The organism is Providencia heimbachae ATCC 35613 (genome assembly GCF_001655055.1).
In the GTDB taxonomy this organism is placed as follows: domain Bacteria; phylum Pseudomonadota; class Gammaproteobacteria; order Enterobacterales; family Enterobacteriaceae; genus Providencia; species Providencia heimbachae.
Genome location: NZ_LXEW01000048.1, coordinates 228176 through 245491 on the forward strand (window position 1 = coordinate 228176; position 17316 = coordinate 245491).

General features: G+C 42.6%; 15 protein-coding genes. 11 read left to right on the forward strand and 4 right to left on the reverse strand.

All coding sequences use genetic code 11. The annotated features are described in order from the left end of the window. Window positions 1–6: 6 nt before the first annotated feature. The 8 genes from hutH to M998_RS17905 all read left to right on the forward strand — a co-directional run bounded on the left by hutH (window position 7) and on the right by M998_RS17905 (window position 7831). Window positions 7–1539 (forward strand): histidine ammonia-lyase, encoded by a 1533-nt coding sequence (hutH, locus tag M998_RS17870; RefSeq protein WP_068910123.1) that lies wholly within the window; start codon window positions 7–9, stop codon window positions 1537–1539. A gap of 98 nt (window positions 1540–1637) precedes the next feature. Further along, complete coding sequence (gene hutT / locus M998_RS17875) at window positions 1638–3023, forward strand: L-histidine transporter HutT (RefSeq protein WP_068444988.1); 1386 nt, start codon at window positions 1638–1640, stop codon at window positions 3021–3023. Between the two features lie 204 nt (window positions 3024–3227). Further along, window positions 3228–4160: a 50S ribosomal protein L3 N(5)-glutamine methyltransferase gene (gene prmB / locus M998_RS17880; protein WP_068444986.1), complete on the forward strand. Its 933-nt coding sequence runs from the start codon at window positions 3228–3230 to the stop codon at window positions 4158–4160. Window positions 4161–4260: 100 nt separating this feature from the next. After that, window positions 4261–5349, forward strand: coding sequence for a chorismate synthase (gene aroC / locus M998_RS17885; RefSeq protein ID WP_068910125.1), 1089 nt, complete (start codon window positions 4261–4263; stop codon window positions 5347–5349). A 212-nt stretch (window positions 5350–5561) separates the two neighbouring features. Beyond that, complete coding sequence (locus tag M998_RS17890; RefSeq protein WP_068444981.1) at window positions 5562–6365, forward strand: TSUP family transporter; 804 nt, start codon at window positions 5562–5564, stop codon at window positions 6363–6365. Between the two features lie 17 nt (window positions 6366–6382). Further along, on the forward strand, window positions 6383–6931 hold the full coding sequence (locus tag M998_RS17895) for an elongation factor P hydroxylase (RefSeq protein WP_068910127.1): 549 nt from the start codon (window positions 6383–6385) through the stop codon (window positions 6929–6931). A gap of 29 nt (window positions 6932–6960) precedes the next feature. Continuing rightward, window positions 6961–7233, forward strand: a complete 273-nt coding sequence (locus tag M998_RS17900; RefSeq protein WP_068444977.1) for a YfcL family protein — start codon at window positions 6961–6963, stop codon at window positions 7231–7233. Between the two features lie 82 nt (window positions 7234–7315). Then, the gene (locus M998_RS17905) at window positions 7316–7831 is read left to right on the forward strand and encodes a GNAT family N-acetyltransferase (RefSeq protein WP_068910128.1); all 516 of its coding nucleotides are present in this window, start codon (window positions 7316–7318) and stop codon (window positions 7829–7831) included. Here M998_RS17905 and mnmC read toward each other — a convergent pair. Beyond that, entirely contained in the window at window positions 7828–9864 is a 2037-nt protein-coding gene (gene mnmC / locus M998_RS17910) for a bifunctional tRNA (5-methylaminomethyl-2-thiouridine)(34)-methyltransferase MnmC2/FAD-dependent 5-carboxymethylaminomethyl-2-thiouridine(34) oxidoreductase MnmC1 (RefSeq protein WP_068910130.1), read from the reverse strand. The genes M998_RS17905 and mnmC overlap by 4 nt on opposite strands. Window positions 9865–10067: 203 nt before the next feature. Between mnmC and fabB the strand changes: the two genes are divergently transcribed. Beyond that, on the forward strand, window positions 10068–11279 hold the full coding sequence (fabB, locus tag M998_RS17915; protein ID WP_068910131.1) for a beta-ketoacyl-ACP synthase I: 1212 nt from the start codon (window positions 10068–10070) through the stop codon (window positions 11277–11279). Window positions 11280–11843: 564 nt separating this feature from the next. On the opposite strand, the gene M998_RS17925 is transcribed toward fabB, so the two are convergent. The 3 genes from M998_RS17925 to M998_RS17935 are packed head-to-tail and all read right to left on the reverse strand — an operon-like array spanning window position 11844 to window position 14780. Continuing rightward, the gene (locus M998_RS17925; protein WP_068444966.1) at window positions 11844–13352 is read right to left on the reverse strand and encodes a tripartite tricarboxylate transporter permease; all 1509 of its coding nucleotides are present in this window, start codon (window positions 13350–13352) and stop codon (window positions 11844–11846) included. 10 nt (window positions 13353–13362) lie between these two features. Continuing rightward, window positions 13363–13794: a tripartite tricarboxylate transporter TctB family protein gene (locus tag M998_RS17930; protein ID WP_068444964.1), complete on the reverse strand. Its 432-nt coding sequence runs from the start codon at window positions 13792–13794 to the stop codon at window positions 13363–13365. Window positions 13795–13805: 11 nt separating this feature from the next. After that, on the reverse strand, window positions 13806–14780 hold the full coding sequence (locus M998_RS17935) for a Bug family tripartite tricarboxylate transporter substrate binding protein (RefSeq protein WP_068444963.1): 975 nt from the start codon (window positions 14778–14780) through the stop codon (window positions 13806–13808). Window positions 14781–15176: 396 nt separating this feature from the next. Here M998_RS17935 and tctD point away from each other — a divergent pair, with 396 nt between their 5' ends. Together tctD and M998_RS17945 are read left to right on the forward strand one after the other, a co-directional pair. Then, a complete protein-coding gene (tctD, locus tag M998_RS17940) occupies window positions 15177–15845 on the forward strand; it encodes a transcriptional regulator TctD (RefSeq protein WP_068444962.1) in 669 nt (222 codons plus the stop codon). After that, window positions 15842–17275 (forward strand): sensor histidine kinase, encoded by a 1434-nt coding sequence (locus M998_RS17945; protein WP_068910133.1) that lies wholly within the window; start codon window positions 15842–15844, stop codon window positions 17273–17275. Before tctD ends, M998_RS17945 begins: the two co-directional genes overlap by 4 nt. The last annotated feature ends 41 nt before the right edge of the window (window positions 17276–17316 follow it).

Below are 17316 nucleotides of genomic sequence, written 5' to 3' on the forward strand. Positions count from 1 at the left end.
CCATTAATGACTAAGTTAACTATCCATCCAGGAAAAATGACACTTGATGAATTACGTGTTGTCTTTGAACAGCCCGTTACCGTGACTCTTGATAAACGCGCTCATAGCGCAATTGAAAAAAGTGTTGCGACGGTGAATAAAATTATTGCTGAAGATAAAACGGCATACGGGATTAATACCGGTTTTGGGTTATTAGCCAACACGCGAATAGCGACGAAAGATTTGCAATCATTGCAACGCTCCATCGTGATGTCCCATGCTGCAGGGGTAGGCGATCCATTAGATGATGAACTTGTTCGTTTAATTATGGTGCTAAAAGTTAACAGCCTAGCGCGTGGTTTTTCGGGTATTCGCCTTGAAGTGATTAATGCGTTAATTGCGATGATTAATGCTCAAGTGTATCCGTTTATTCCAGCAAAAGGATCTGTTGGTGCTTCAGGTGACTTAGCGCCTCTCGCTCACATGAGTTTAATTCTATTGGGTGAAGGAAAAGCGCGTTTTGAAGGTAAATGGATTTCAGCCAAAAAAGCGTTAGAAAAAGCAGGTTTAACCCCATTAAAGCTCGAAGCGAAAGAAGGCCTCGCTTTACTTAATGGTACACAGGTCTCGACAGCATTTGCACTTAAAGGGTTATTTGAAGCCGAGACATTACTGCTTTCAGGGATCGTCTGTGGTGCACTGAGTGTTGAAGCAACATTGGGGTCACGTAAGCCATTCGATGCTCGGGTACAAGAAGTTCGCGGACAAAAAGGGCAAATAGATGTGGCAGCACTGTTTCGTGAAATTCTATCACCAAGTAGTGAGCTTGCTCAGTCCCATGAAAATTGCGTTAAAGTTCAAGACCCTTACTCATTGCGCTGCCAACCGCAGGTAATGGGGGCTTGCTTAACACAAATTCGCCAAGCCGCGGAAGTTATTTTAATTGAATCTAATGCGGTATCAGATAACCCATTAGTATTTACCGATAATAGCGATATTATTTCGGGTGGGAACTTCCATGCAGAGCCTGTTGCGATGGCGTCAGATAACCTTGCCCTTGTATTCGCCGAAATAGGCGCGCTATCAGAAAGACGTATTGCATTATTGATGGATACGCATATGTCCCAGCTTCCCCCATTCTTAGTCAATAATGGTGGGGTTAACTCAGGATTTATGATTGCACAAGTGACGGCGGCAGCTTTAGCGAGTGAAAACAAAGCATTGGCACATCCATCAAGTGTTGATAGTTTACCAACCTCAGCCAATCAGGAAGATCATGTCTCAATGGCACCGGCGGCAGGGCGTCGCCTGTGGGAAATGGCGAAGAATGTAACCGGTATTCTTGCTATTGAATGGTTATCGGCTTGCCAAGGTATGGATTTCCGTGAAGGGCTTAAATCCAGCGAAGCGTTAGAAAAAGCGCGTTCAACCTTAAGAGACAAAGTCACTTATTACGACAAAGATCGTTATTTTGCACCGGATATTGAGGCGGCAATTGAATTAATCAACAAACACAAATTATCAACATTATTTTCTGTTGGAACTGTTTTCCCTAAATAGTACATCGAGCAAATAAAGGGCAGTTGGCGACGTATCAACTGCCCGTAGCGGTATATCTGCACAACAAATAAATAATAAAATAATACGAAGGATAATTCATGCAAAGCACATCACAACTTGCGCGAGGTCTTTCTGCGCGCCACATTCGATTTATGGCTCTCGGTTCTGCGATTGGTACAGGGCTATTTTATGGTTCAGCAAAAGCGATAGAAACCGCAGGTCCGGCGGTACTGCTGGCTTATATAATAGGGGGTGCAGCCGTTTTTATGGTGATGCGCGCACTGGGTGAAATGGCAGTTCATAGCCCACTAGCCGGTTCATTTTCTCAGTATGCTAGTCATTATCTTGGCGCAAGGGCGGGCTTCTTTACGGGCTGGACATATGTTTTTGAAATGCTGATTGTTTGTCTTGCTGATGTGACCGCATTCGGCTTCTACATGAAACTCTGGTTTCCGGATGTCGCACAATGGATATGGGTACTCAGTATTATCTGTTTTATTGGTGCGATAAATCTTTGTCACGTCAAAACCTTCGGTGAAATGGAGTTTTGGCTATCACTGATCAAAGTCGTGGCGATTATTGCCATGATAGTCGGTGGTGCAGCCATTATGATGTTTGGCTTTGGTTCAGCCGCTGAGCATCCTGTGGGGATTTCAAATCTGTTTATTCATGATGGCTTTATGCCAAATGGTATAGGCGGGGTCATTGCCTCCTTTGCCGTGGTGATGTTTGCCTTTGGTGGAATTGAAGTCATTGGTATCACCGCAAGTGAAGCGAAAAACCCAGGTGTAACCATTCCTAAAGCAATTAATGCCGTACCAATTCGTATTCTATTATTTTACGTACTGACGCTGTTTGTGCTGATGTGTATTTACCCATGGAACCAAATTGGTCAGCAAGGTAGCCCATTTGTGCAAATTTTTGACAGCTTAGGAATTCAATCCGCTGCAAATATTTTAAATGTGGTGGTCATTACGGCAGCAATTTCTGCGATTAACAGTGATATTTTTGGTGCAGGACGCATGATGTATGGAATGGCGCATGAAGGGCAAGCGCCGAAAGCCTTTACCAAACTGACTAAAAATGGCGTGCCATGGATGACTGTGCTGGTGATGGTTGGTGTGTTGTTTATTGGTGTGGTGCTGAATTATTTAATTCCTGAAAAAGTCTTCTTAGTGATTGCTTCAATTGCGACTTTTGCCACCATCTGGGTATGGCTAATGATTTTACTGTCTCAGTTTGCGATGCGTAAAAAAATGACGCCGGAAGAAGTGAGTCAGCTAAAGTTCCCTGTCCCAATGTGGCCAGTTGCCCCCATTGTTGCCATTGTATTTATGCTGTTTATTTTTGGTGTGCTTGGTTATTTCGAAGATACGCGGATAGCGCTATACGTCGGTATCATTTGGCTGGTGTTATTAAGTATTGCCTATGCAGTATGGGTAAAAAAGCCAGAGAATAAGACAAAAGAAATGACGCAAAGCTAACGGTTATTTTTAATATTATGTTTACTAAAAGATGCCCTCAAGCGTTGTTGAGGGCATCTTTGTGATTAAATCCCATTCAAACCGCGCATCTTGAATAAGTGTATCTTTATTTTATTGTATTAATCTGCTGATTTGTCTCTCACTTCGTGGCAAACTTTAACCATTCATATTTACCTTTCAATAGACAGGCAGGAGACACCCTTCTTGGAAAAGATCTTCGTTGACGAAGCAGTAGCAGAACTTCACACCATTCAGGATATTTTACGTTGGACAATGAGCCGCTTTAATGCCGCCAATGTGTATTATGGCCACGGTACAGATAACTCGTGGGACGAAGCATTACAATTGGTGCTCCCAACCCTTTATTTACCGTTAGATTTACCCGATGAACTGCTAACATCGCGCCTGACACCAACGGAGCGCCACCGTATTATTGAGCGTGTTTTACGCCGCATCAATGACCGTATTCCGGTTGCTTATCTCACAAACCGTTCTTGGTTTTGTGGTCACGAATTTTATGTGGATGAGCGTGTTCTTATTCCCCGCTCTCCAATTGGTGAGTTAATCAATAACCACTTTGTCGGTTTATTATCAGATGAACCGCAAACTATTTTGGATATGTGCACTGGCAGTGGCTGCATTGCGATTGCTTGCGCCTACGAATTTCCTGACGCAGAAGTCGATGCAGTCGATATTTCAACCGATGTCTTAGCCGTAACGGAACAAAATATTGCTAACCATGGCTTAGACCATCGTGTGATCCCAATTCGCTCTGATTTATTCAGGGATATGCCAGAGGTGAAATACGACTTGATTGTCACTAATCCGCCGTATGTTGATGCAGAAGATATGTCGGATTTACCAGAAGAGTTTCGTGTCGAACCCGAATTAGCCTTAGCCGCGGGTAGTGATGGCTTAAAATTGACGCGTCGTATCTTAGCGGATGCGCCACGCTTTTTAACCGAAGAAGGTATTTTGGTGTGTGAAGTGGGCAACAGCATGGTGCACTTAATTGAACAATATCCAGAAGTTCCGTTTATTTGGCTTGATTTCGAATACGGTGGCGATGGTGTGTTTATGTTAACGCGTGATCAATTAGTTGAGTATCATGTGTGCTTTGAAGAATTTAAAGTATAGTTGAACTGTTCCACATAATAATGTATTCAAAGACAACATCATGTTCTTAACAACCAATACATAATTATAACAATCGCAGGCTTAGAATAGGAAACTCGGGATGGCAGGAAATTCAATAGGGCAACTTTTTCGCGTGACAACATTCGGCGAGTCACATGGTCTGGCGTTAGGTTGCATCATCGATGGCGTACCGCCGGGGTTATCACTGACTGAGGCGGATTTACAGATTGATTTAGATAGACGTCGTCCAGGCACTTCGCGTTATACCACTGCGCGTCGTGAACCTGACCAAGTCAAAATATTGTCAGGTGTATTTAATGGTGTTACCACAGGAACCAGCATTGGTTTAATGATTGAAAACACCGATCAGCGCTCGCAAGATTACGGCACCATCAAAGATGTATTCAGACCGGGACATGCGGATTACACCTACGAGCAAAAATATGGTCAGCGTGACTATCGTGGTGGTGGCCGTTCATCGGCGCGTGAAACCGCGATGCGCGTGGCAGCGGGTGCAATCGCTAAAAAATATCTACATGAAAAATTTGGTGTTGTGATCCGAGGTTGTTTGACGCAAATGGGCTCTGTTGAGTGTGAAATAAAAGATTGGTCAATCGTTGAAGAAAACCCATTTTTTTGCCCAGACCCGACCAAACTTGAAGCGTTAGATGAATTGCTGCGTGGATTGAAAAAAGAAGGGGATTCAATCGGCGCAAAAGTGACTGTGATTGCAGAGAATGTGCCAGCGGGTCTCGGTGAGCCCGTATTCGATCGCTTAGACGCGGATCTTGCTCATGCATTGATGAGCATCAATGCCGTGAAAGGGGTTGAAATTGGTGATGGCTTTGGGGTTATCGGCTTAAAAGGCAGTGAAAACCGGGATGAAATTACTCGTCATGGTTTTACCTCGAACCATGCGGGTGGCATTTTGGGTGGTATCAGTAGCAGCCAACCTATCATTGCCCATATCGCGATGAAACCAACTTCCAGTATTACCGTTTCAGGTAAGACATTAAACCGTGATTTTGAAGAAGTGGATATGATCACTAAAGGTCGCCACGACCCTTGTGTTGGTATCCGCGCAGTACCCATTGCAGAAGCGATGATGGCGATTGTCTTGTTGGATCACTATTTACGTCATCGCGGTCAATGTGCCGATGTCGTCCCTGCAATGAAGCCATTTGAATAATTAAAAATAGTCTGTTGGTTATTGGAATTACTATGGGTAGGCAACGTTTGTCTGCCCATAAAATTTGGTATTGATAAAGGTTTGGATGAAGCCTTCCAAAAAATACCTCATCTGGGTTGTATTCTTCTTATTTTAAATTAACAAAAATAGGTTGATTAATAAGAATAAACTACGTATTTGCATCATGATGTTTCTCTTGTCTGGATTGTAAAATGGATTGGCTAACCGCCGTTGCACCTGAAGTTTATTTACTGCTCTTCTTTGTGGCCCTTTTCGCCGGTTTTATTGATGCTATCGCGGGTGGTGGTGGGTTATTGACCATCCCGGCATTGCTGTCGGTTGGCATCACGCCAGTAGAAGCCCTTGCAACCAACAAATTGCAAGCGGTCGGTGGTTCATTTTCCTCAACGCTCTATTTTGTGAGACGCAAAGCCATTGATTTGCGCGAACAATTATTTCCTTTCATCATGACAATGATTGGGGCGATGTTAGGGGCAATCCTGATCCAGATGATTGATACGGCATTTCTAAAACAGCTACTGCCGGTCATGGTGATTTGTGTGGGACTGTATTTTTTATTGACGCCATCTATCGGCGCTCAAGATAGGCAACAACGTATTAGTATGCCGGTTTTTGGTGTGGCGATTGGTATGAGCCTTGGTTTTTATGATGGCGCTTTTGGGCCGGGTACAGGATCGTTTTTGGCATTAGGCTATGTATTGTTACTCGGTTATAACCTCGCCAAGGCAACGGCACATGCTAAATTACTCAATTTTGCATCTAATTTTGGCTCTTTAGTGTTCTTTATTATCGGAGGTCATGTTCTTTGGGTGCTCGGTTTTGTTATGCTTATCGGCCAAATGATTGGTGCTAGGCTGGGTGCTCGCTTAGTATTAACTAAGGGACAAAAATTAATTCGACCAATGATTGTTATTATTTCACTGCTCATGAGCGTTAAGCTATTACATGATAGCCATGGTGATGTAATTAAAGCTTGGTTCCTCTCATTATTTTAAGATGATTTTAACTTTCCATGACTAAACATCATTATCAGCAGTTAATTGAGATTTTTGACGAATGCTTTGGTGAAGAATATAACACCAAACTGGTAAAAGGGGACGATGAGCCGATCTATTTACCGGCTGATGAGTCAACGCCATATCATCGTATTGTGTTTGCACATGGTTTTTTTACCAGTGCGCTGCATGAAATTTCACACTGGTGTATTGCGGGAGAAGCAAGGCGTCAGCAAGTTGACTATGGTTATTGGTATTGCCCTGATGGGCGAGATGCAAAAACACAGTGTGATTTTGAAGTGGTGGAAATCAAGCCACAAGCCTTTGACTGGCTATTTTGCGCCGCAGTAGGGATCCCGTTCAATGTCAGTTGCGATAACCTCGACGGGGATTTTGAGCCAGACCGCATCGCCTTTATGCGTAAAGTTCATGCTCAAGTGATGCAATACTTAGAAAAGGGTATCCCAGAACGCCCATTACGCTTTGTTAATGCGTTACAAACGTTTTACAATACAGCCCCTCTTTGTGCGGAGGCCTTCCCTTATCCGGAAGATATTTTCGCCTAATATTTGATTAACTACAGTAAGGATTAAGCATGCTTGCGGATTTTGAAACACGCATACTGACAAAAATTGATGATATGGTTGAACATGCCAGTGACGATGAACTATTTGCTGGTGGGTACTTGCGTGGACACTTAACCCTTGCTGTGGCTGAGCTGGAAGAAGAGAACCAAACCAGTGCAGATGCGTTATATCAACGTGTGGAACAAAGTATTCAAACGGCAATAAAAGCGGGCGAACTCACACCACCTGATCAAATTCTGGTTTTGGGTATGTGGAAAAATTTACTTGATAGCGTGATTTAATTCGTCAATTGACGTTGTTGTAAAAGTGGGGAAACCCGCTTTTTGACTTTCTAATTTTAGTGAATTAAATAAGAGATCGATTATGTATGTCATCCGTTTAGCCAATGTATCCGATGCGAGATTATTGCCTGATATTGAAAAATCAGCCGCACAAATTTTTTTAGGCCATGAAAAATTTAGCTGGATAGCGCAAGGGAACGTGCAAACAGAGCAAGACCATCTTAATTTTATTCAGCGAAAAATGGAATGGGTAGCAGTCAATGGCAGTGATGAACCTATTGGTTTTATCAATGTAGAAAAACAGGTTAATAGTCTGCATATTTGCGAGCTATCAGTTTGCCAGCAGTGGCAAGGCCAAGGAATTGGTAAGCAACTGGTCAATCATATTATTGATTTGGCATTGGCACAGAAAATACCGGCTATCTCATTAACCACATTTTGTGATATCCCATGGAATGCACCGTATTATCAACGCTTGGGTTTTCATATTATTAAACATGAAAACTTAACCAATGAATTAAAATCTATCCTTCAACATGAAATGGATGCGGGTTTTCAAGTTGATGAGCGATGCGCCATGATAAAAATAGTCAATTAGTACGGTTTCTTTACTTTTCGCCCCAATAATAGTTTTCGAACCCAAAAACGATTTGGATGTAACTCGGCTAAAGTTTCATCGTCTAAAGGTAGCGGTTCACCAAAAATTTGTGCCGCTAAAATTTCTGCGCATAACGGCGCAGTGGAGAGGCCGCGTGAGCCTAATGCCCCTAAAATAAATAAATTAGGGTGTACAGGTGCTGTTTCTATGGCTTGCCCTCGTGTGAGCTGGTTTGGCAAGTCTTGGTAAACAGACATATGTTTATCGAAGTCAGGGACATTACCGACTAACGGCATATGGTCGCGAATAACACAGCGGATCCCTTGTCGTGAACGTTTTTGTGAAATATCAATCTGTTGAGGCCAAGTGACGTCAGATAAATTATCGATTAATTTTTGGCGATTATCATATTGTTCTTCCTCGCTATAATCTAAATCGAGGTGCTCACGTTGATAGCTAGCTCCTAAACAATGCTGCAAGTTAGATGAATCAGCAGGGGTTAAATAACCTTCAAAACAAAGCACATTCTTGAGTTTTTGTAGTGTGGGATTCGTTGGAATATGGCTAACTTGACCACGGATAGGCGAAATAGGTAAATATTCTGTTTGCGTAAATTGCCTCAGTTTATGGCCGTTGGCGATAATCACATTTTGGTGAGCAATCTGTTTTTCTGTGTCGTTCACCGCGATGTGTAATTGCCAACCATCTTCCGTGTGATTAAGCTCGGTCACATCATGCCCAAAGAAAAAACGCACACCGCAAGCGCTAAGATATTGTGTCAAACTTTCACAAAGCTGGGCAGGGCATAACCAGCCTCCTGTTGCATAGTGAATACCATCATGAGCGACATCAACACCACAAATTTGACTCAATTGTTGTCGATTTTTAGCGATAGCAAAGTCATCAGGCCACTCAGTTTGTAACATACCTTCAATTTTGCGTGCGATCTTTGGGTTATAAGCTAACTGGCTAACACCGCACCATTGCCCATCGAATTGTAATCCTAATTTCGCGAGCTGGTGATAAAATCGCAAAGCAAAGGGAAATGCGCTGACAAATAGACGCTCAAGGGGGTCATCCGTCCCAGTGAGTAGCGGGTAAATAGCGCCTTGGCGGTTGCCAGATGCATTTTGGGCAACCTGTTCATCTTTACAATATAAGGTGACGTTAGCGCCGCGTCTCATCAGGGCAAAGGCGGCCGTTAAACTGGCTAACCCACCACCAATAATTGCGATATCTTGGGTGTTATCTGATTGTTGCCTTGCAAACCAAGGCATTGGCTGCTCAATCTCTTTGTTTTCTAATACGCCGGTCAGCATTTCCCGTTTTTGCCCAAAGCCTTTGACTTTATTAATACTAAAACCGGCTTGTGTTAATCCTCTTTTGACAAAACCTGCAACAGTAAAGGTGGAAAAAGTGCCATTTTTTCGGGCAAATTTAGCCATTGTAGTGAACAGCTGTTCACTCCACATTTGTGGATTTTTTGAAGGTGCAAACCCATCAAGAAACCAAGCATCTACCTTGTTGTTTAAATTGCAATTAAGCTTCGATATTTGTTCATTTATGTCACCAAACCATAAATCTAAAATGACATGGCCATTTTGCAAAAGAATACGGTGATTTCCGGCCAAAGGTATAGGCCAGTTTTCAATTAATGATTGGGATAGGGCTTTAAGCTCTGGCCAGCAGTTGTGAGCGGTGATTAAGTCTTGTTTAGATAACGGATATTTTTCAAAGCTAATAAAATGTAAACGTTGCAAGGTAGCGTCAGGTTGAGTCGCCTTAAACTGATTAAATGATTGCCATAAAGTTAAGAAATTCAGACCTGTACCGAAACCAGTTTCTGCAATCACACAGGTTTCAATAGGATGTGTAGCGAAACGTTCAGGAAAATGATTTCCTTGTAAAAAAACATGACGAGCTTCTTCTAAACCATCTTGGTTAGAAAAATAGATATCTTCAAATTGCGCTGACATTGGCGTACCTTCTTCATTCCAGCTAAGGTGCGCGGTTTGTACTGCTCTCTTTTTCACGTGAACGCCTGTTTCTTTTTAATCAATGGCGAAATTTTAGCGCTGTTAAGCGCGTAAGGCTACCTTCACATGAAAGTCTTATTCCTATCTCAAATAAAAAAATACAAATATTTACCCTGATCGGACTTGTTCAGCGTACAAGTGTAAGCTAAAGTGACACCCTGTAATCCCGCAATCATATAATTATAGTCATGAGGTAACGAATGAAGCGTGCAGTCATAACTGGCCTAGGTATTGTTTCCAGTATTGGTAATAACCAGGAAGAAGTACTGGCTTCTCTGAAGGAAGGTCGTTCCGGGATCACTTTCTCAGAAGAATTCAAGGAGGCAGGGCTTCGTAGCCATGTCTGGGGTAATGTGAAAATGGATACTGACGGTTTAATTGACCGTAAGATCCGCCGTTTCATGAGTGATTGTTCAGTCTATGCCTACCTGTCAATGGAACAGGCGATTAAAGATTCGGGTTTAGTTGACGACCAAGTTTCTAACCTGCGTACTGGTATTGTTGTCGGCTCAGGTGGCGGTTCACCTCGCAATCAGGTTGCGGGTTCTGACGGTATGCGTGCAAAAGGTTTACGCGGCGTCGGTCCTTATATGGTAACGCGTGCGATGGCATCAGGTATCTCTGCATGTTTAGCCACACCGTTTAAAATTAAAGGCGTTAACTACTCAATCAGCTCTGCGTGTTCAACATCCGCACACTGTATTGGTCATGCGGTTGAGCTTATTCAGCTTGGCAAACAAGATGTTGTTTTCGCGGGTGGCGGTGAAGAACTGAGCTGGGAAATGACCTGCGAGTTTGATGCAATGGGCGCATTGTCTACTAAGTACAATGAAACACCAGAAAAAGCATCAAGAACCTATGACCAAGACCGTGATGGCTTCGTTATTGCCGGTGGCGGCGGTATTGTTGTGGTTGAAGAATTAGAGCATGCATTAGCGCGTGGCGCACGTATCTACGCTGAAGTTGTCGGCTACGGTGCAACATCTGATGGTGCGGATATGGTTTCCCCATCCGGAGAAGGTGCAGTCCGTTGTATGCAAATGGCAATGCAGGGTGTTGATAAAATTGATTATATCAATACTCATGGTACTTCAACTCCAGTGGGTGATACCAAAGAACTGGAAGCTATCCAAGAAGTTTTTGGTACTAACTCCCCAGCTATCTCTGCAACTAAAGCAATGACGGGTCACTCATTGGGTGCTGCCGGTGCTCAAGAAGCAATTTATAGCTTGCTGATGTTAGAGCATGGTTTTATCGCACCGAGCATTAACGTTGAAAACCTGGATGAAAAAGCCAATGGCTTGAACATCGTCACTAAACCAACTGAGCAATCATTGAATACAGTGATGTCTAACAGTTTTGGTTTTGGTGGTACTAATGCAACATTAGTCATGAGCAAATACAAAGCGTAATAAATATTGCTTGAGCAATAACATTCAGAAAATGATAAGCGAAGACTTCGGTTTTCGCTTTTTTTTATTGATGACTAAAGACAGTTTCAGTTATCCCTCTTATTTTGCAATAAAAATTGAATGTAACTGTCGTTTTATGACATACGAAAAATAAAGATTGGAGCACTATAAATACTTCAATAGGCCAATTAGGTAAGCGTGAAAATGAGCATATCAAGATTTAATCCTTCGTTGTGGAAAACCGATTTTAAACTCTTAAATAGCGCATTAAAGAAGCGAGTCTGCCAATCATTCAAATCGGCATTTAGAAAAATTAAAAATACATGTCATCGCTTTATACTTAGCGATGATAGAAAGTATCAGGTAAAACAAGAGAACTTGCGTCGTTTTATGGCAAAGATTGAAAAAGTCGACAGTTCATCAAGTTATTATTATCAGGCAAATAATATAACTAATGATTTTCAGAAAAACGCCTCGATTAAGTCAACTTTTCAATAGACAAAAAAATGCCCCTAAATAACGATGGGGCAAAGTTTTACAGAGATGGTAATAATAATCGAGTCGTTAAGAAACGGTATGTTTAGCTTTACGTCGACGAATTAATTTGACAATGGGTGGCAGAACCAAGACCACAACCGCAAGAACTAAGAGACTTTGGGAAATGGTACTGCTCCAAAGAATATTAAAGTCACCATTGCTGATAGATAATGAGCGGCGTAAGTTTTGTTCTAGCATTTCGCCCAACACGAAGCCTAAAATGAGCGGGGAAAGCGGAAAATTCATTTTGCGTAGAATAAAACCAAAAACGCCAAGCCCCATCATCAATAACAGGTCAAACGTGGTGCTGTGAACCGCATAGACACCAACAGCTGAAATACTGGCGATAGCCGGTACTAAAAACCACAATGGCACAGTTAACATTCGAGTGAATAACCCAATCAGTGGAATATTCATGATTAATAAAACCACGTTGGCTATCAATAAGGCGGCGATTAACCCCCAAACGATATCTGGTTGCTCAGTGAACATCCCTGGGCCTGGGGTGATATTGTATAAAGTCAGTGCTCCCATCATGACAGCAGTCGTACCTGAGCCGGGTACGCCAAGGGTTAACATTGGAATGAATGATCCACAAGCAGAAGCGTTGTTTGCCGCTTCCGGCGCGGCAACCCCGCGCACGTCACCATGACCAAACTGACTGTTTTCTCCGCTAATTTTTTTCTCTGTCATGTAAGTGATAGCACTGGCAATGGTTGCCCCTGCGCCGGGTAACACACCGACAAAAAAGCCAATAAATGAAGAGCGCAACGTGGGTCCCACACAGGCTTTAGCTTCTTTTCGATTAAATAACATTCGGCCTGTTTTACGGATCAACCCTTGTCCTGTTGCAGTGCCTTCTAGCATCAGTAAAATTTCACTGACAGAGAATAAACCGATGACGACAACAATAAATTGCACTCCATCGGATAAATTCACGCTATCAAAAGTGAAACGATATTCCCCAGAGTTAGCATCAACCCCGATCGTCGCTAACGATAAACCAATTAATGCAGCCAGTAATGATTTAATTGGGTTTTCACTCATCATGCTGCCAAGGCAGGCGATAGCAAATACCATAAGTGCAAAGTATTCGGCGGGGCCAAATGCCAGCGACCATTGTGCGAGTAACGGTGCAAATAAGATAATCCCGACAATTGCAATGGTTGAACCAATAAATGAACTGACTGCGGAAATTGATAACGCCACACCACCTTTACCTTGTTTTGCCATAGGGTAACCATCTAGCGTGGTCATAATGGCAGCAGCGTCACCGGGAACATTCAGGAGAATCGAGGAAATCCGTCCACCGTATTCACACCCTAAATAGACTGTGGCGAGCAATATCAGTGCCGATTCCGCAGGGAGTTTTAGTGCAAAGGCTAAAGGTAATAATATCGCCACACCGTTAATAGGGCCAAGACCTGGCAACATACCGACGATAGTGCCAATAAAGCAGCCAATAAGTGCAATCAAGAGATTTTGAGGCACCAATGCGACCTCAAAGCCTTGAGAGAGATACATCCAAGTGTCCATGATTGTCCCCTTAATTAAATAGGCTACCTATTGGTAGAGTGACATCCAGCAATTTATCAAAGGCATAGAACAGCGTAATGCCAAGGATTGGACCAGAAATAAAAGCGGCAACGCGTGTTGCACCAAACAATAAAGCTACACTGATGGTTAGCAAGGTGGTCGCAAGTGGAAATCCTAACCATTCAAATGCCCATGCATAGATAACTAATGACAGTATTAACAACACTAAGCGACGAAGAACGTAAGGCTTAGGCCATTCGATGGCTTCTTGCTTACCGAAAAGCAATGCCAGAGAACAGAGTGCCATTAAAGAGAGTATGGCTATCGGAAAAGGGCGGGGGCCCAGTGGTTCGTAAGAAAACTCACTTTGTATCCCCCAGCCAATGTAAATTCCGATACCACACAGTATTAGCCAGACTGTGGCGAATATGCGTTGACTCATATCAGGCTCCGTTATTTGGCTAAACCAAATGAGCGGGCTTGCTCACGATATTGCTCAATCTCTTTTTTCACATAGCTATCAAGCTCTTTTCCAGTGAGGTTGTATTCAAACAATCCCCGGAGTTCACGCTGTTTTTTGAATTCGTCAGTTTGTTGTAGTTTTTGGAATGCTTCGACCCATTGGTTGTAATCTTCATCGGAAACTTTAGGTCCCATATAAAAGCCGCGAATAATTGGCCAAACGATGTCATACCCTTGTTCTTTGGCTGTGGGAATTTCTGCAAGACCATCTTCAAGTCGTTTATCTGAATAAACGGCCAAAATACGAATTTTTCCGTCATTGATATACGGCGTCATTTCACTGATATCACCAGATAAAACTTGAATGTGATTTCCCAGAAGGGCGGTTAAGGTTTCGCCACCTCCTTCAAAAGCCACATAGCGCATTTTTCGCGGGTCGATATCGACAGCTTTGGCGAGAAGTGCGGTTTTCATCCAATCTTGGCTACCAATAGAACCCCCTGCGCCAAATACAATGCTATTAGGATCTTTTTTAAAGGTATCCATTAAGTCATTGAGGGTTTTGTAAGGGGAATCAGCGCGAACCGCAATCATGCCGTAGTCACTACCAACACTGGCCAACCAGCGGACATCATTTTCGTTATAGCGGCCAAATTTCCCCTGTGCAAGATTGAGCAAAGATCCGCCAGAAAAGGCAACAATCGTGCCGGGTTCCGCAGGGCGTTGTGCAACGATTGCGTTATAAGCAACGGCACCTATACCTCCGGGCATATAAGTGACACGCATCGGTTTTTCGATTTCTTTGGTTTCAAGCATAGAAACTTGAACTAATTTACAGGTTAAATCAAAGCCGCCACCCGGTTTCGCTGGGGCAATACATTCAGTACGTTCAGGTAAAGCACTTGCTTGATTAATGCCAACTAAAAATATTGTTGCTGCTAAGGTGCTAATTGTGAATTTACGCATTCTTTTTTCCTCACTTAAACAATAATTAGAGCTATATGTTATTTTTTGCCTTTTCATCATTGTCAGGTGAAGCTTTCATTTACCTTTCGTTAACAAATTTTATTGTTTTTATGTGACATACTCGTCATACTTTTCCTTTCTGTGTCTCGGAAGTCACTTCACGACTGGGTTTATATCTTGATAGACGTTCCTAATACTTAATTAAACGTTAAATGATTCTAAGATTATTTAAATTTATTCTTTCCCTATATGTTAATTTAATGTTAAATTAATGCTCTGGTATCATTCTGCGTGCGATAGTTGTGATAGACATAATAAAAACAACAGCTAACTCTTTCATTATGCAGGTGTAAATGCCAACGTATACGCATAGATCGCTAAGAGAGTATACGGTGAATGAGAATGTTATTGGTTGAAGACCATGATGAGTTGTCATTGTGGTTACAAAAAGCATTAACCGCTTCTGGCTTCGCGGTGGATGTTGCAAGTGACGGGTATATTGCGGATCAATTATTGCAAACAGAAAATTATTCACTGGTGGTATTGGATGTTTCTTTACCTCGAATGAATGGCTTAGATGTTTTAGGTCAAATGCGCAAACGCCACCAAGAGACACCAGTACTACTGTTAACCGCAAACTCTGATGTTTCTGACCGAGTCAAAGGGCTTAATGCAGGGGCGGATGATTATCTCACAAAGCCTTTTGATATTGCTGAATTAGAGGCCAGAATTCGTGCTTTATTAAGACGAAGTCAAGGGCAAGTTAATGAGCCTCAGCGCTTTGGTGAGTTGTGTTATCACGAAGACGGCTATTTTTTATTGGGAACAGAGCCTTTAGGCCTAACACCGAGAGAATATGCAGTATTAAATACCTTATTTCACCGACGTGGTCGGCCTGTGTCAAAAATGCAATTATTTGAACAGGTGTTTTCCTTATCGGATGAAGCCAATTTACAAAGTATTGAATTATATGTGCATCGAGTCAGAAAAAAGCTCGTCGGTTCAGATGTCAACATCAATACTTTACGCGGATTAGGATACCGATTAGAGCAGTGTAGTGTATGAAATTAGTCTCTCATCCACGCTCTCTCTTTCATCAGTTGCTGCTCTTTTTCGGTATCCCCCTTATTTTATTAGGCAGTTTTTCCGTCTATACCCACTATTACAGCGCTAAAAATGCCGCTAACCAAGCTTATGATCGTACGTTACTCGCCTCTGCCAGAACGGTTGCTGAGCGGCTACAAGTGGTCGATGAGCATCTTTCGGTCAGTGTGCCATATGTGGTATTAGACAGCTTTGAATTGAATAATAATGACCGCCTGTTTTACCAAGTTATCTCCCCCAATGGCGAAACGATTTCGGGGTATGATGACTTGCCTGCTATCCCACCCTATTGGATGCGTTCCCAGCACTACACCGCATTAGTCTATTTTTATGATGCCCAATATAAAGGGCTACAAATTCGAGTTGCCTCCTTTTTCCAACCCATTAATGAGGGGGGAATAACGGGTATGGTCGAGATCCGTGTGGCTGAAACCACATATGCACGTCAGGATTTTGCTAACCAACTTCTTATTTCTGCCTTAATGAGCCAAGGGACGGTAGTGGTGCTAACTTTGGTTCTCGCCTATTTATTATTACGTAAATTACTGACCCCCCTTAAAAGGCTGTCTTATTTGATGTTAGGACGCTCAGCCAATGATTTAACGCCAATTCCCAATATTTTGCCGTGGTCTGAATTATCGCCATTGATTGATGCGCTGAATCGTTATGTTGAACGTTTAAAACGGATGGTAAAACGGCAAGAACGGTTTAGTGCGGACGCATCACACCAATTAAAAACACCTCTTACAGTGTTAAAAACCCAAGTTTCAGTGGCATTGAGCAGTGATGACGAACAGCAAAGGCAACAAGGTTTACAGGCAATAAATAAAACCTTAGATAGGACGATTGTACTAACCGATAGGTTGTTGCAGCTTTCACGGTTAAAAGCCCATGAAAAAGAGGCAATACATCAATATCGAGCGGTTAATTTAGTCGAACTTGTTCAACAAGCCTGTTTTACCCGTTTGGGGCAGGCAGAAAGTAAGCATATTGATTTAGGTTATGAAGGTGTCGATATCGCTTGGATTAAAGGTGAACCCATTTTGCTGGTGGAAATGTGTGCCAATATTATTGATAACGCCATCAAATACACACCTGAAAGTGGAGTGGTGACAGTGCGCGTTCGCCTTGATAACGATGACCTACAATTTATCTACCTTGAAGTGGAAGATTCTGGACCGGGAATACCAGATAAAAAAATTAATCACTCAATGGAAGCCTTTACCCGGTTGAATAATGCTCTTGGCATGGAAGGCTCAGGGCTTGGTTTGACGCTAGTAAAAGATATTGCTGATTATCATGATGCGCAGTTGCGGCTATTAAAAAGCCAAGAACTCGGAGGGTTGCTCGTACGTGTTAAGTTTACAGTGAGTAGTGCGCCGACCAAATAAAAAGGCATTGCGCTAAAAAGATTAACGCGATGCCTTATGAA

What these genes read in the sequence shown, in the direction of transcription:
- M998_RS17945 (WP_068910133.1), top strand. Translation starts at nt 15,842, where the DNA reads ATGAAATTAGTCTCTCATCCACGCTCTCTCTTTCATCAGTTGCTGCTC.
- M998_RS17925 (WP_068444966.1), bottom strand. Translation starts at nt 13,352, where the DNA reads ATGGACACTTGGATGTATCTCTCTCAAGGCTTTGAGGTCGCATTGGTG.
- M998_RS17900 (WP_068444977.1), top strand. Translation starts at nt 6,961, where the DNA reads ATGCTTGCGGATTTTGAAACACGCATACTGACAAAAATTGATGATATG.
- M998_RS17930 (WP_068444964.1), bottom strand. Translation starts at nt 13,794, where the DNA reads ATGAGTCAACGCATATTCGCCACAGTCTGGCTAATACTGTGTGGTATC.
- tctD (WP_068444962.1), top strand. Translation starts at nt 15,177, where the DNA reads ATGAGAATGTTATTGGTTGAAGACCATGATGAGTTGTCATTGTGGTTA.
- M998_RS17895 (WP_068910127.1), top strand. Translation starts at nt 6,383, where the DNA reads ATGACTAAACATCATTATCAGCAGTTAATTGAGATTTTTGACGAATGC.
- M998_RS17905 (WP_068910128.1), top strand. Translation starts at nt 7,316, where the DNA reads ATGTATGTCATCCGTTTAGCCAATGTATCCGATGCGAGATTATTGCCT.
- M998_RS17890 (WP_068444981.1), top strand. Translation starts at nt 5,562, where the DNA reads ATGGATTGGCTAACCGCCGTTGCACCTGAAGTTTATTTACTGCTCTTC.
- hutH (WP_068910123.1), top strand. Translation starts at nt 7, where the DNA reads ATGACTAAGTTAACTATCCATCCAGGAAAAATGACACTTGATGAATTA.
- M998_RS17935 (WP_068444963.1), bottom strand. Translation starts at nt 14,780, where the DNA reads ATGCGTAAATTCACAATTAGCACCTTAGCAGCAACAATATTTTTAGTT.
- fabB (WP_068910131.1), top strand. Translation starts at nt 10,068, where the DNA reads ATGAAGCGTGCAGTCATAACTGGCCTAGGTATTGTTTCCAGTATTGGT.
- hutT (WP_068444988.1), top strand. Translation starts at nt 1,638, where the DNA reads ATGCAAAGCACATCACAACTTGCGCGAGGTCTTTCTGCGCGCCACATT.
- aroC (WP_068910125.1), top strand. Translation starts at nt 4,261, where the DNA reads ATGGCAGGAAATTCAATAGGGCAACTTTTTCGCGTGACAACATTCGGC.